The 14,696-nt window shown below is 28.8% G+C and carries 14 protein-coding genes and 1 riboswitch; of the genes, 1 reads left to right on the top strand and 13 read right to left on the bottom strand.

The genetic code is table 11. The features are described 5' to 3' along the window. Positions 1-76: 76 nt before the first annotated feature. The 9 genes from KGF39_RS03370 to metK all read right to left on the bottom strand — a co-directional run bounded on the left by KGF39_RS03370 (position 77) and on the right by metK (position 10,904). Positions 77-595 carry a GrdB-related putative oxidoreductase gene (locus KGF39_RS03370; RefSeq protein ID WP_227821187.1) on the bottom strand — a complete coding sequence of 173 codons (519 nt, stop codon included), beginning with the start codon at positions 593-595 and terminating at the stop codon, positions 77-79. Between the two features lie 10 nt (positions 596-605). Then, positions 606-1,940, bottom strand: coding sequence for a PTS cellobiose transporter subunit IIC (gene celB / locus KGF39_RS03365; RefSeq protein WP_227821186.1), 1,335 nt, complete (start codon positions 1,938-1,940; stop codon positions 606-608). 38 nt (positions 1,941-1,978) lie between these two features. After that, positions 1,979-2,305 (bottom strand): PTS sugar transporter subunit IIB, encoded by a 327-nt coding sequence (locus KGF39_RS03360; protein WP_054272862.1) that lies wholly within the window; start codon positions 2,303-2,305, stop codon positions 1,979-1,981. A 24-nt stretch (positions 2,306-2,329) separates the two neighbouring features. Continuing rightward, positions 2,330-2,638: a PTS lactose/cellobiose transporter subunit IIA gene (locus tag KGF39_RS03355; protein WP_227821185.1), complete on the bottom strand. Its 309-nt coding sequence runs from the start codon at positions 2,636-2,638 to the stop codon at positions 2,330-2,332. Positions 2,639-2,778: 140 nt separating this feature from the next. Continuing rightward, complete coding sequence (locus KGF39_RS03350) at positions 2,779-4,692, bottom strand: BglG family transcription antiterminator (protein WP_227821184.1); 1,914 nt, start codon at positions 4,690-4,692, stop codon at positions 2,779-2,781. A gap of 334 nt (positions 4,693-5,026) precedes the next feature. Continuing rightward, positions 5,027-5,809, bottom strand: coding sequence for a ComF family protein (locus tag KGF39_RS03345; RefSeq protein ID WP_227821183.1), 783 nt, complete (start codon positions 5,807-5,809; stop codon positions 5,027-5,029). Between the two features lie 2 nt (positions 5,810-5,811). Continuing rightward, positions 5,812-8,031 (bottom strand): ATP-dependent RecD-like DNA helicase, encoded by a 2,220-nt coding sequence (locus KGF39_RS03340; RefSeq protein ID WP_227821182.1) that lies wholly within the window; start codon positions 8,029-8,031, stop codon positions 5,812-5,814. Between the two features lie 263 nt (positions 8,032-8,294). Continuing rightward, positions 8,295-9,392 carry a hypothetical protein gene (locus KGF39_RS03335; protein WP_054272857.1) on the bottom strand — a complete coding sequence of 366 codons (1,098 nt, stop codon included), beginning with the start codon at positions 9,390-9,392 and terminating at the stop codon, positions 8,295-8,297. A 318-nt stretch (positions 9,393-9,710) separates the two neighbouring features. After that, positions 9,711-10,904 carry a methionine adenosyltransferase gene (metK, locus tag KGF39_RS03330; RefSeq protein WP_227821181.1) on the bottom strand — a complete coding sequence of 398 codons (1,194 nt, stop codon included), beginning with the start codon at positions 10,902-10,904 and terminating at the stop codon, positions 9,711-9,713. 136 nt (positions 10,905-11,040) lie between these two features. Further along, a riboswitch (SAM riboswitch) is annotated at positions 11,041-11,144 on the bottom strand. Positions 11,145-11,332: 188 nt separating this feature from the next. Here metK and yyaC point away from each other — a divergent pair. Next, the gene (gene yyaC, locus KGF39_RS03325; RefSeq protein WP_227821180.1) at positions 11,333-11,842 is read left to right on the top strand and encodes a spore protease YyaC; all 510 of its coding nucleotides are present in this window, start codon (positions 11,333-11,335) and stop codon (positions 11,840-11,842) included. Positions 11,843-11,952: 110 nt separating this feature from the next. Here yyaC and fabZ read toward each other — a convergent pair whose 3' ends face one another. From fabZ to KGF39_RS03305, 4 genes are all read right to left on the bottom strand, one after another. Continuing rightward, complete coding sequence (gene fabZ, locus KGF39_RS03320) at positions 11,953-12,381, bottom strand: 3-hydroxyacyl-ACP dehydratase FabZ (protein WP_054272854.1); 429 nt, start codon at positions 12,379-12,381, stop codon at positions 11,953-11,955. A gap of 16 nt (positions 12,382-12,397) precedes the next feature. Further along, positions 12,398-13,417, bottom strand: coding sequence for a rod shape-determining protein (locus tag KGF39_RS03315; protein WP_227821179.1), 1,020 nt, complete (start codon positions 13,415-13,417; stop codon positions 12,398-12,400). Between the two features lie 195 nt (positions 13,418-13,612). After that, positions 13,613-13,873 carry a sporulation transcriptional regulator SpoIIID gene (gene spoIIID, locus KGF39_RS03310; RefSeq protein ID WP_003420727.1) on the bottom strand — a complete coding sequence of 87 codons (261 nt, stop codon included), beginning with the start codon at positions 13,871-13,873 and terminating at the stop codon, positions 13,613-13,615. 97 nt (positions 13,874-13,970) lie between these two features. Next, complete coding sequence (locus tag KGF39_RS03305; RefSeq protein ID WP_227821178.1) at positions 13,971-14,639, bottom strand: M23 family metallopeptidase; 669 nt, start codon at positions 14,637-14,639, stop codon at positions 13,971-13,973. Positions 14,640-14,696 lie beyond the last annotated feature (57 nt).

The raw sequence follows: 14,696 nt of genomic DNA, 5'->3' as shown, positions 1-14,696 counted from the left end.
TATTATATAGATTCTACTAATGTATGTTTATTGTAAATAGTATAATATTCAAACTTGTTAATTATTGATACTTTAATTAATAACAAAATTCTTCTTTCATCATAGTTATATCTTCTTTATTTGCCATTGCTTTCGCTAACTTACATATGTTATTTAATGAATCGTTAAGCCCAACTCCACCTTTTTTTGGAGTCTTAACTATACATATATCGTTTTTATATTCGTTTATAACATCTACATTTTCTTCTGACATAGCTGCAAAAGCTGGTATATCAGTCTTATCATTTATGTTTCTAGATAGTATTGCCGACATCTTAGAAAAGTTTTCATAATTAAAACTTGGCCCACAAATTACTACATCAGGGTTTAATTTTTTTACCATAGCTATCATCTTGTTTGTTACTTCTTCTTCGTTATTTACAAAAAATTCATCTCCACAAAATAATGTAGCTATTACCTTAGATTCATTTAAAAATGGTTCCATCATTATACCTGGTCCTAATGGGCTTGATTTTCCAGCAGGAGGTATATTACTTTTCTCTTTTCCTCCAGCTCCAGCTTGTATTTGGTCCAATATCATAACTATTTTCTTCATAATCTTCCTCCTATAATACTAAATCATCAAAAGATATATCATCATCTTCCTCTTCAACATTTGATTTTTCGTCTTTCAAATATTGTTTGTCTAGCATTTTTATAAATGGTATATACATAAATATTCCTAGTATAAGAAGTACTACTTGTAAAATTGCACCTTGCCATCCTGTTGTTAGAAAACCAGAGAATATAATTGGAGTTGTCCACGGTAACTGAACTCCATTTGTAAGTGGCACTAATCCTGTTGACATACAGAAATAAGCTATTATTATATTTACTGTTGGAACTAGTGCAAATGGTATCAATAGTATTGGATTAAGCATTATTGGTAGACCAAATATCAATGGCTCATTTATACCAAATATTCCTGGTAAAATTGATAATTTTCCTATTGACTTTATACGTTTACTTTTACATATTAATAACATAGCTATAATTAATGATAATGTACTACCTGCTCCACCAAATGTTGCAAACATGTCTTGAAATTGAGCAGTTATTATGTTCGGTAGTTTTGTACCAGCTTGAAAAGCAGCTAAATTTTCAGCTGATAGAATTTTTAATATGGGATTATACACAGCCCCAACAACACTACTTCCATTTATTCCAAAGAACCAGAATAGATGTAAGAATACATAAGCGATTGCTGTAGCACTTAAAGTATTTCCTAATTTTAATAATGGTATTTGTAAAAATTTAAATATAAATTCATGTATGCTTCCATATGGTGTAGCTTCAAAAGCTATCTTAACTAAAAAGAAAACTATCATAACTATTGCACTTGGTATTAATGCTGCAAATGATTTTGATACAGTTGGAGGAACTCCATCTGGCATTTTCAATGTCCATCCTTTTTTTACAACTACAGCAAATAATTTTACAGAAGTTATTGCTGTTATCATACCTACAAACATTCCCTTAGAACCCATCCATCCTAGTGGTATACCTGTTACCATGTAGACTAATTCTGTTCCCTCTGGTGTATATGGTATTACAAATGGTGTTACTATAAAAAAAGCAACTATTGCAACTGCTGCTGATGCTATTGGGTCTACATCTATTTGCTTTGCATAAGAATATCCAATTCCTAAAACTGCTAGTAAGGTCATTACTTCAAATGTTGCTACAGTTGGTTGTTGCAATTTTACAGCCCAATCTGGACCAAAAATTTGACCTACAAATTCATTCCATCCTTTTATTGGGAAATTTGATACTAATAAAAATAATGAACCTATTATTAATAATGGTGATGATATTAAAAAACCATCTCTAATTGCAATTAATAACTTGTTTTTACCTATTTTTTCAGCCAATGGCATAAGTATTCTTTCCAATCTATTCATCTATCCACCCTCATTTCTCATTATTTTTTATTGTAATTCTATGCTTGTTTAGATTTTATTAGCTTTATAGCGAGCTTTAGTACTTTTTCCCCATTCATAGTTCCATAATCAACTTCATTGATTATGTCTATAAGTTTACCTTGAGCTTCAAATTTTGGTTTTAATTCCTTTAGCATGTATTTAACTTGTGGTCCTAATAATATACAATCTGGATTTTTTTCTCCTACTATTTTATCAATCTCTGCTATTGGAAATGCCTCTACTTCTATTGGTAAATTGTGTTCATCTGCTACCTTCTGCATTTTCTCTGCAAGTAAACTTGTTGACATCCCAAAGCTACAAAATAAATATACTTTTCTTTTCATTCTTTTAAATCCCCCTTAATTTTTTTATTTTAATTTTTGAATTTCTTTTCTTAATATAATCATTTCTTTTACAAGATTTCTCTCACTCATGCAAGTCATTAAATGGTCTTGAGAGTGAATCAATAAGATAGATATATCTGACTTATTTCCTCCAGCTTCCCTTTGTATAAGTTCAGTTTGTACTTTATGTGCTTTTAAGATTTCTTCATTCGCACTTTCCATTAATTCATCTGCTTTTTTAAAATCGTTTTCCTTTGCACAATCAAGTGCTTCATAAAGCATAGATTTTGCATTACCAGCATGAATTATAATTTTTAAAACTATTTCTTCCATTTTTTCCTCCTAAGTTGCTTATCTGCTTTTAGCTTATTTATACCTTACAAACATATAATATCGCATAAAAACAAAAAAACATGCACAACTTTTTCCATCACATGGAAAATTTTGTGCTTATCCATATTTCACTATGAATTTTATATAAGAATATATTTTACTTTTTCAATATCACATTTACTTAGAATATCTAGCATATTTTCATCTTCTGTTAAATTAGATATTTCTTTAAATAATTCTCTAAATACTTTTCTATCATCATCCTTTTTATAAGCTAATAAAAGTATAATTTTTATATCCTTTCCATTTCTAATTTTTATTGGTGTTTTTAACCTTGCAAAACATAGAACAGATTGCTTTATATATTTCATATCTCCATGAGGGAATAATATTCCTTTACCAACATTGGTTGGGTATGACTTTTCTCTTGTTATAATGGATTGTAAATACTCTTTTTCTGCATAATGTTTTTCAATTAATAAATTAGTTAAATATGTTATAGCTTCATAAATATCATCATGCTCTAACTCCCTTATTAAATAATCAGACATCATTAATCTGTTCATAAGCTTATACGAAGTATCTTTTTCTTTTATTTTGTTTGTAAACTCTTTGAGTTTGTTTTCATCCTCATCAGTAAATAATGGTGTTGTTATAAAAATTGGCTTTTGAATATTCTCATACTCTTGAAATGCAATTATAAAATCTATTTTCTTATTAAAGTTATCTCTTTTTAAATCTTCCTCTCTTAATGTTTCAACAATTTCTATGTTATCAAATCTCTTTTCTATCTTTACTTTTAATAACATACTTACTCCAAAACTAAATGGACATACAATACTTGCTTTTTTATCTGGTTCCTTTTTATTGTATTTTCTTTCCAGAGAGGTTTGAAAGTGAAGTGTAAGATAACCGATTTCATCTTCAGTTATTTGTTTTCCTTTTAATTCAATTTCTATTGAACTTGATATTACTGTAAATAAAAAACAAAATTTAGTCTTTATATTATCTAAAAGTGGATTTTCTAAGTAAACATTACTTTTCATTTGGTGCATTGTAAAATTCAAATGACATATTAATTGCTCATAAAGTAATCTATCATTATTGAAATTTATTCCTGATTCTTCTGATACTAAATTTATAATTTTTTTTGTATAATTTACTAATTCTTCATTTAGATATAGTGATTTTTTAGTATTGCTACTATTTATTTGTTTATTCATACCAAATATTAGGGATTCTATAAACAATTTTTCTTCGTAATTTAATGCTATAGATAAATTAGATTTTAGCTCATCTTCTATACCTAAGATAAGTATTTTTAGCTTAAGTTCTTTCTTGGCATTTGATATTTTTAAAGAATTTCCTAGCCTTATTCGTATTATGTTTATAAGTAAAAATAACATCAATTGCTTAAATGATATATCTGTAAGCCTTATATCCATATTATCCTCTATAGTGGACATTATGTTTTTGACAATTATTATATCTACTATATGGAAATATTCTATTTCATCTATATTTAACCTATATTTATCTATGTATTTAAATAAGAATGATACTAGCATTATTCTTATGTCTTTCTCATCCCCCTCGATATATATACCACTACCTTTTTTGGTTGAGATATTTAAGTTATAATTATTTAATGCCACTGATAATTTACTTATTTCTTCTCTGACAATATTTTTATTTATATACAATTTATTAGATAAATCATTCAAAGTGACTTTTTTATTGTTACAAAGCAATAAATTTAATATCTCAACTTGCTTATGAAGCTCACTATTTACTCTTTTAACTTCACCTCGTAACTTCTGATTTACCAGTATCTTATCTGTACCATCTCCACTAAATTTAATTCCTATATTAGGTTTTCTTTTTATATAAGCATTACAAAAAGTGGATAACCATTCATCAATATATTTGCAATCATTTCTTATTGTCCTTTCTGAACATTCAAAATCATTAGCAATCTCACTGACATTTATAAATTCTTCTTTTAATAGCAATGTTGTCAATAAATTTTCTTGTCTTTTATTCAAACATATCACCTCTTTATGACTCAACCTGAATTTATTATATATAAAAAAGAGCTACACATAAAAGTATTATGCTAGCTCTCTTTTAATATGATATTTAGCTGACCTGGTTTTTGACCCCACACTCGCCTACTGGAGGGTTCGCTTGGGTTCGCCGCACTACTACTCTCTCTCGATTTTATTATCGGTAGGCCTTACTTCTAAGCCGCACCATGATCATTAACCCAATTTTTAGTGTTAACTTACGTGGATCCCTTTGCCTGCGACTGGCTTGGACTTTCAACCACAGACCTAAATATCACTTATCCATTTTAATATTTTAAATTAAAATTGTCAATATATAAGATTATTCCATAACATAATTATCATTTGCTTTTGTGAGTAAAGTCAATACAAAGACCTTATTAACACCAGATAATTTTAAAAGTTTAGAAATTTCATTTGTTGTCAAACCAGTAGTAAATATATCATCTATTAAAAGTATATTTTTATTATTTATTAATTTGATATTTTCTTTGACGACAAATACATTTTTTAGTTCTTCTTTTCGTTCCTTCTTGTTTAATTTATATAACATTCTTGTATATTTTTTTCTACTTATACAATCCAATAATGGAATATTTACCATTTTACTTAAATTAAATGCTATTTTTTGTGCCTGATTAAAGCCTCTTTTATTTAGCCTTTTTTTATGAAGTGGAACAAATAATATATAATCAAATTTTATATTTTCTAAATACAATTTTTCTTTCATTATCTGAGCTATATATTTAGCCATAAATGTTTTTTGATTATACTTTAGCCCTAATACTATCTTTTTAGTTACATCATTGTATTCAATGCAGGATATTGATTTGTCAAAATAAAAATCTTTATTAAAACAATAGCTACACTCTTCAACAAACTCTTTTTCAATTGAATGACGTATTATTGGCTTTCCACACTTCATACAACCATCCTGTATAAAATTCATCTCTTTAAAACAGCTTTTACATATTGAATAAGTATTTGTTTTCTTTATAGATTTATCACAAATTATGCAACTTATATTCTCAGGATATATAAAATCCAGACATTTATTAATCATATTTTTAAAACTCTTAATAAAGTTATCATTGTATATTTTCATATTTATTCTATCAACAGCCCTTCTCGCTTGAATTTATTCAGCTTATATCCTAAATTTGAATACCTTTGATTCACTCTGTTATTTTTTATCATATATTCAAGATATTTCACATCTCCAACTAATACAACTAATTTTTTTGCTCTTGTTACTGCTGTATATAACAAATTACGGCTAAGTAGCATAGGAGGAGCCCAAGTTATTGGCAATACTACAACTGGAAATTCGCTTCCTTGACTTTTATGTATCGTTGTACAGAAACTATGATCAATTTCATCTAATTCATCATATAAATATGATACAATTTTAGTTTGGTCAAATAATACATAAATAGTTTTCTTATCTTTATCTATGTGATAAACATATCCTATATCTCCATTGTATATACCTTCTCCACTTTCTTTTTGGTCTTCTGTTTCCCATTTTTTTGTATAATTATTTTTTACTTGCATTACCTTATCGCCAACTCTAAATAATCTTTTAGAAAAACTTTCTTCAACTTTAAATTTTTCTTTTTTGTTAAGATACTTCTGTAACTCTATGTTGAGATTAGTAACTCCTAACTCACCTTTTCTCATTGAAGATAAAACTTGTATATCTTTCAATTTATCAACTTTATAAAATTTAGGTAATCTTTCATTAACTAATCCTATTATTTCATTTAAAATTTCTTCATTGGTAGACTTTCTTATAAAAAAGAAATCTTTCCCTTTTGTATTTAAATAAAGGGGCTCTCCATTGTTTATCTTATGGGCATTTACAATTATCATGCTCTCTTGTGCTTGTCTAAATATTTCATTTAATTTAACTACATTTATAATATTAGAATCAATCATATCTTTAAGTACATTTCCAGCACCTACAGAAGGCAATTGGTCACTATCTCCAACCAAAATTACTCTTGTTCCTAGCTTTATAGCTCTAAGCAAATTGTACATTAAGATAATATCTACCATTGATACCTCATCAACAATTATTACATCTGAATTTATTGGGTCTTCTTCATCCTTAAAAAAAGTTAAATCATCGTCTGTTGAGAACCCCATCTCTAATAACCTATGTATAGTTTTCGCCTCTTTATCAGAAGTTTCACTCATTCTCTTAGCTGCTCTTCCCGTTGGAGCTGCCAAAGTTACATTTTTCCCATTATTTTCAAATATATCTATAATAGCATTAATAGTAGTTGTTTTACCAGTTCCTGGACCACCAGTTATAATTAATACTCCACTGTTAACAGATTCTTTGACTGCTAAAATTTGTTTTTCTGCTAACTTAATTTTTTTATCTTCTTCTAAAGCATTAATCTCACTATCTATATCTATTTTTAAGTCTTCAAATTCATACTGTGATAATTTTACTATTTGGCTACATACTCCATTTTCAGCTAAATAGTAAGGCATAAGATATATAAGATTTTCATTGTTTACTCTCTCTATATGTATTTTTTGGTTATAAACTAGCATCACTATACACTCTTTTATTATTTCTCCATTTAACTCTAATAACTTTTCTGAATCTTGTATTAGAACATGTTCTGGTAAATATGTATGTCCGTTACTTAGAGATTTATTTAAAGTATATAAGATGCCCTGACAAACTCTATCTTTAGAATTTTTATCTATACCAATTTTATTTGCTATACTATCAGCTACCTTAAATCCAATTCCTCTTATATCTTCAGCAAGTTGATATGGGTTTTTATTTATAATTTCTATTGCACTACTTTTATATTTCTTATATATTTTTAGACAGTAATTTGGTGTTATTCCAAAAGGAGACAACTCTATTATTATATTTCTCAATTCTCTATCTTCTTCATAACTTTTTACTATTTGTTTTACTTTTTTACTTCCTATCCCCTCTACTTCTTGTAGCTTTTCTGGCGAATTTTGTATCACATTTAATGTATCTACACCAAACTTATCAATTATTCTCTTAGCCATTTTTTCACCAATACCATGTATCATTCCAGAAGATAAGTAAACATAAATTCCTTCTAAGGATGATGGTGTCACTGGCATAAAACTATTAACTTCAAATTGAGTCCCATAAATCTTATGGTTTACCCACTTTCCTTCAACTTCTATACTTTCTCCAATTGCCAAAGTAGGCATACATCCTACAACGACAATTTCATCACTTTCATTTACCAGATGAGCTATTGTATAGCCATTATCTTCATTTTTAAAGACTATTTCACTTATCATTCCTTCTAATTTTTCCATTTTTATCTCCTAAAAATACTAATAATCGCTCCGTTTAAACGTTAGTATACCTTATCTGTTAAAACTATGATAGTCCTAGAAAAGTTTTATATTTTTATACTTAACGTAATTTCCAACTATTATACATTTTATCAGAAACAAAAAAAATCTGCATCCAAAAAATATGGTACCATAAGATACAGGTACCATGTTTAAATAGCTATTTTATTTTAATTACTCTATGTTTAGCGTACAAATTAGATTTCATAAATGTATTCATAATACTAACTTATTTCAGATTTATTTTCTTTGTACCCCTCGGTTTTAGTGATTCTTCTATAAAGCATGCATAATAAAATTAAAATTCCCATATAACCTGTATACGGATATAGTGTACCTACTAGTTTATCAAATGGCAGTAGACCTCCTATACAAGCTAATATACTTACTACTATTGTTATAATTTTAAATTTAGGGTGGTCATCTTCTACAAATCTGTTAGTTACTGACCATAGTAATGGTACAGCTGTAGTATATATCCCTAACAAAAGTACTACTGAGAATAAAATACCTATTATTGGAGATATTTTATCAGCTAAGTAAAGTGCTGGTATCTCTTTTGTATATATATTTCCTATGTCTGAAAGTAATGCTAAATTCATCATTATAGCTGCTGCCATAAGTGCTACTCCACCTACTATACCACCCCACACAGCGTCTTTCTTATTTACTGCAGAAGCTCCCATTCCTGTCAAGAATGTTATTACTATTATTACATTATAACATGTATAAAGCACTCCTGAGAAATATCCATTTGATGTAGCAGTTTTAATGTTTAAGCTATCGACCATAGTTCCTGCATTTGATAAAGCATCAATATTACTAAATAAACTAATTGCTCCTACTAAAAGTGTAAATATTATTATTATAGGACCTATATTACCTAGTATCTTAGAAAGTCTTGTCAAACCTAATGAAACAGTTATTAGAGAAACGATTGCCATACCAATTCTACCTACATATGGATTTAATCCATAGTATTCTGATAATGTAGCTCCTGCTCCTGCAATCATTATTACTAATGTTCCAAATAAAAACAATGGTCCAAACCATTCAAAGAATGTTCCAAGATACTTTCCACAATATACTTGATAAATCTTTATTGGTTCTTTAAGCTTCAATTCTCTTCCCTTCTCTATAACTTCTGCTCCAAACCATGAAAATAGTATCATAGATATGATTCCTCCTATAATACCAGCATATCCATAAAACGTAAAAAATTGCAGTATTTCTTGACCAGTTGCAAATCCAGAACCTATTACAGTAGCTACATAAGCTCCAGCAAAGCTTATAACAGTTTTAATATTTACTTTACCTGACATACACTACTCCCCCTAATTAAAATTATTTTTAAAGTGTAAGTTTATTAAGATTATATTAGACTCATTATTGTTATGTTTCAATATATTTTTAATTATTTAACATCAGTTAACACAATCTTAACTAGTTTTTAACATATATCCTATAATATGTATAAATTTAATATAGTATTGTAAAACAAAATGTACTAATCTAATTAAATATTGTTTAATTTATTATATGATGAGAAATTAATATTTATTAAAAATATTTAACTCATAATAAAAAAGCTGTTAGAAAGTAATCATAAAATTACATTCTAACAGCTTTTTAGTTAAAAATTATTCACCTAAAGCATCTTTTCTTAACTGTTCAACTTTGTCAGTTCTTTCCCAAGGTAAATCTATATCAGTTCTACCAAAGTGACCATAAGCAGCAACTTTTTTATAAAGAGGCTTTCTTAAATCTAAGTCTCTTATTATAGCTCCTGGTCTTAAATCAAAGTGTTTATTTACTAATTCAACAAGTTTTTCTTCTGAAACTTTACCTGTCCCAAAAGTATCTATAAATATAGATAATGGTCTAGCTATACCTATAGCATATGCAAGTTCTATCTCACATTTATCTGCAAGACCAGCTGCAACAATATTTTTTGCAACATATCTAGCTGCATAAGCAGCAGATCTATCAACTTTTGTAGGGTCTTTTCCTGAGAAAGCTCCTCCACCATGTCTAGAATATCCACCATAAGTATCTATTATTATTTTTCTTCCTGTAAGACCTGTATCTCCTTGAGGTCCTCCTATAACAAATCTTCCAGTTGGATTTATATAAATTTTAGTTTCTTCATCAAGTAATTCTGATGGTATAACTTCTTTAATAACATGATTAATTAAATCTTCTCTTATTTTATCATTTAATATTGTTTCACAATGTTGAGCTGATATAAGAACTGTATGTACTCTTACAGCTTTACTTCCTTCATATTCAACAGTAACTTGAGTTTTTCCGTCTGGTCTTAAATAATCAACTAGACCTGTCTTTCTAACTTCTGTAAGTCTTCTTGATAATTTATGTGCTAAAGATATTGGAAGTGGCATTAACTCTGGAGTTTCATTACATGCAAATCCAAACATTATACCTTGGTCTCCAGCTCCAACCTTTTCTATTTCTTCTTCCATCTCTTCTCCAGTCTTACTTTCTAGACCTTCATCAACTCCCATAGCTATATCTCCAGATTGCTCGTCAATAGAAGTTATAACTGCACAAGTATCACAATCAAATCCATATTTTGCTCTTGTATATCCAATTTCTCTTACTGTTTCTCTTACTAACTTAGGAATGTCTACATAAGCAGATGTACTTATTTCTCCTGCTACTAAAACTAAACCAGTTGTAACTGTAGTTTCACAAGCTACTCTGGATTGTGGGTCTTTTTCTAATAATGCATCTAATATTGAATCTGATATTTGGTCACATATCTTATCAGGATGTCCTTCTGTAACTGATTCTGACGTAAATAAATGTCTTGCCATTTTTATTCCCCCTTATTCATTCTTAATTTTTATTATAGATTTTACCTTATTTTTAATTTTAGAAATTTTACTCAAAATAAAAAACCTCTACTTAATAAGAAGAGGTTAATAATCGTAATTACATACTAATTAACTGACCTCATCTTTCAAGACTTTTGTCTTGTAGGAATTAGCACCTTTTCCCATTTGGGTGGTTGCTGGGCTTCACAGGGCCTATCCCTCAGCCTCTCTTGATAAGGTAATCAAGATTTAAGTTTTATTTTACTTTACTAGCTTACTATTTTTTTTAAATTTTGTCAATATTTTTAGTCATATTTTTTCTATTCCTTTTTTTGTAAGACAAATAAAATATTCTGTCTATCTGAAATTTAAAGTTAGGTCTTTTTAATGCTTTTTATTCATATATTTTTTTGAAGGGGGTGTTCCTATTGTATTTAGCTAAAGTAAATTACAGCGATGATGATGTTATACAGATGCTAAGTTCAGTTCTAAAAACTATAATTAATGAAAATACGATTGTTGTTTGCATAGGAACAGACAGGGCTATAGGTGATACTTTAGGCCCTTTAGTTGGAACAATACTTAAAAACAGTAACTTTAAATACCCCGTTTACGGTACACTAGATAACCCTATTCACGCCTTAAATATATATGAGTCTCTAGATACTATAAAAAATACACATATACAAGGTAACTTCTTGGCTATAGATGCTTGCTTGGGGTCGCAGAGTAACATAGGTAATATACAGATTAGAGAAGGACCTATCCTGCCCGGAAAAGGTGTTGGCAAAAAACTACCTCAAATAGGAAATTATTCTATAGTAGGAATTGTAGATAAAATTGATGAAAATAATAGACTTTCATTTAATAATATACGTCTTAGCTTTATATTGGACTTAGCCGAAACAATAGCCTTAGCTTTATTGGTATCCACTTAATCCCAATATAAACTAACTGATAAAATTCTTTATATAAAAAGGTAGATATTTTAGAGCATCTGATTAAATACTCTAAATTATCTACCTTTTTACTTTTATATTTCAAGTTTTTACTTTTCTACTAAAGCAAACATTAATTCACCTTTACAGACAAGTTCTTCACCGACATATGCCTTAGCATCTGCCTTAGCTATATTTCTTCTAAGAGTTGTCATTTCAACTTCCATCGTTAATGTATCTCCTGGTCTTACTTCTCTCTTAATTCTAACTTTATCTATACCTGCAAATACACCTAATTTTCCTTTATTTTCCTCTACAGACATCATTGCAACTCCACACACTTGTGCTAGAGCTTCTACTATTAATACTCCTGGCATTAAAGGATATTCTGGAAAGTGACCTTGAAAAAATGGCTCATTAACTGTTACATTTTTTATGCCAACAGCTCTTTTTCCAACTTCTAACTCTATAATCTTGTCTACCAATAAAAATGGATATCTATGTGGTATTAATTTTTTTATTTCATCTATATTTAGCATCCTAAAACTCTCCTAATTATTTTCTTTTAAAAGACCCACCAGTTTCAAGTAAGTCTATTGAACCTAAAGCTATTCCTGTACCTTTTGCAACACAAGATAATGGTTCATCTGCTATTGTAACAGTTATTCCTGTTCTTTGTTCTATTATTTTATCTAATCCATATAATAATGAACCTCCACCAGTCATTATTATACCAACATCTCCTATATCTGCTGCTAGCTCGGGAGGTGTTTTTTCTAAAACAGCATGAGTAGCCACTACTATTTGCTCAACACATTCTCTAAGTGCTTCTAACATTTCTGTTGAATTTATAGTTATAGAACTAGGAAGCCCTGTAATTAAATTTCTTCCTGTTATCTTCATATATTTTTCTTCTTCTCTCTTAAATGCAGAACCTATTTCAAACTTGATTTTTTCTGCTGTTCTTTCTCCTATAAGAAGATTGTGTTGTTTTTTCATGTATTTGACTATAGCATCGTCAAATCTATCTCCACCAACTTTTATAGATTCACTTACAACAGCTCCTCCTAAAGATATTACAGCTATATCTACAGTACCTCCACCAATATCTATAATCATATTACCATTAGGTTGTGATATGTCTACACCAGCTCCTATGGCTGCTGCTATTGGCTCTTCTATGATATATACTTCTCTAGCTCCAGCCTGTCTAGTTGCATCTTCTACTGCTCTTTTTTCTACTTCTGTAACACCTGTTGGTACACATACCATAATTCTTGGCATAAAAAATCTTCCAAATCCCTTTTTATCAGCTATCTTATCTATAAAAGATTTTAACATCTTCTCAGTTACATCATAATCTGAAATTACACCATCCCTTAAAGGTCTTATAGCAACTATGTTACCTGGTGTTCTCCCTATCATTTTTTTAGCTTCTTCTCCTACAGCTAAAACAGAATCTGTTCTGTTGTCTATCGCCACAACAGATGGTTCTTCTAAAACGATTCCTTTACCACTAACATAAACAAGTACATTTGCAGTACCTAAATCTATGCCTATATCAGCTCCAGCCATTTTTTCAACTCCTTCATTTCTATATTAGGTTATATTATAAGCCTATTTTAATACTCCTATAATAAAGCATATACAAAAAACTCGCTTTAATCAAGAGAAAATAAATGTTTTGAGAGCATTATTATTTTGCTATTTATAATTATTTAATATATTTCTTACAATAATTTAATTCAATAAAAAAAGTAGGTTTTTAACCTACATTTTTTTATGTTCTTTCTCATATTTTAATTTCGTTGCTAATCCCCCTCTAATATGTCTCTCTGATTTATTTTTGTCTAGCACATTTTTAACTTCTTTGGCAAGGGATGGATTTATTTCCTTCAATCTTTCTGTAACATCCTTATGAATTGTACTTTTACTTACTCCAAATGTCTTGGCGGTTTGTCTTACTGTAGTGTTTTTTTCAAGTATATATTTTGCTACCACTATGGCCCTTTCCTCTATATGAGATCTCAAAGATTACCCCCCTCACATAATAGCTTTAATGATATATATGTAAAAACACCAAAAAATATAACAAGCTTAACCAAATATGATTAAACTTGTTATACTTTTACTTAATTAGACTCATTGGGTCTATAGATTTATCTCCATTATATGCCTCCAAATGTACATGTATACCTTCTTCACTTTCTACCTGTGAAGTACTTCCTACAGTACCTAGAGATTGTCCTTCTGTTATTTTCTGATCTTTTTTAACACTAACATTTTTATCTAGATTTGAATATACTACTACAATATTATTGTCACTTTTTATTTTTACTGATTCTCCATATTCTTCATCGTTAAATACATCTACTACTATTCCGTTTAATAGAGATTTTATTTCTTTACCTTTAGTACAACTAATATCTACACCTTTATGAGTTTCCCAAACATCAAGTGTTTTAGAATAACTAGGTTCTTTTTCTGAATAGCCTTTTATTACTTTATCTCCAATGTAATTTAATTTTGTTGCACTTGACTTATTTTCCTCTTTTGACTTAGCTTTTTCTAAGTTTTGTTTTGAATCCGTTGCAGTAGGAATAGCATCTTTCTTATCTTTTTCAATTAAATGTATTTCCTCTTCACTATCTTTATTAGCATTTTCTATCATGCCTTTATTAGAAGCCAATTTATCTACATTATTATTTGTAAACCAAACTCCACCTACTGCTAATAAACAAACACATACAAATAAAGATAAATAAAAACCATCTTTTTCTAACAGCTTTTTCTTCATTTTGCACCTCCAAATATATTTCTACATTTGGATTATTGACGTGTTTTTAGCATTTTA

Origin of the sequence: Clostridioides sp. ZZV14-6345, from assembly GCF_020657775.1 — a bacterium.
In the GTDB taxonomy this organism is placed as follows: Bacteria; Bacillota; Clostridia; order Peptostreptococcales; family Peptostreptococcaceae; genus Clostridioides; species Clostridioides difficile_D.
Note: the sequence above shows the minus strand (reverse complement) of the source record. Positions and strands in the feature narration are given on the sequence as shown.

What these genes read in the sequence shown, in the direction of transcription:
- fabZ (WP_054272854.1), bottom strand. Translation starts at nt 12,381, where the DNA reads ATGCTAAATATAGATGAAATAAAAAAATTAATACCACATAGATATCCA.
- KGF39_RS03340 (WP_227821182.1), bottom strand. Translation starts at nt 8,031, where the DNA reads ATGGAAAAATTAGAAGGAATGATAAGTGAAATAGTCTTTAAAAATGAA.
- KGF39_RS03315 (WP_227821179.1), bottom strand. Translation starts at nt 13,417, where the DNA reads ATGGCTGGAGCTGATATAGGCATAGATTTAGGTACTGCAAATGTACTT.
- KGF39_RS03305 (WP_227821178.1), bottom strand. Translation starts at nt 14,639, where the DNA reads ATGAAGAAAAAGCTGTTAGAAAAAGATGGTTTTTATTTATCTTTATTT.
- metK (WP_227821181.1), bottom strand. Translation starts at nt 10,904, where the DNA reads ATGGCAAGACATTTATTTACGTCAGAATCAGTTACAGAAGGACATCCT.
- KGF39_RS03345 (WP_227821183.1), bottom strand. Translation starts at nt 5,809, where the DNA reads ATGAAAATATACAATGATAACTTTATTAAGAGTTTTAAAAATATGATT.
- celB (WP_227821186.1), bottom strand. Translation starts at nt 1,940, where the DNA reads ATGAATAGATTGGAAAGAATACTTATGCCATTGGCTGAAAAAATAGGT.
- KGF39_RS03335 (WP_054272857.1), bottom strand. Translation starts at nt 9,392, where the DNA reads ATGTCAGGTAAAGTAAATATTAAAACTGTTATAAGCTTTGCTGGAGCT.
- KGF39_RS03370 (WP_227821187.1), bottom strand. Translation starts at nt 595, where the DNA reads ATGAAGAAAATAGTTATGATATTGGACCAAATACAAGCTGGAGCTGGA.
- KGF39_RS03360 (WP_054272862.1), bottom strand. Translation starts at nt 2,305, where the DNA reads ATGAAAAGAAAAGTATATTTATTTTGTAGCTTTGGGATGTCAACAAGT.
- KGF39_RS03355 (WP_227821185.1), bottom strand. Translation starts at nt 2,638, where the DNA reads ATGGAAGAAATAGTTTTAAAAATTATAATTCATGCTGGTAATGCAAAA.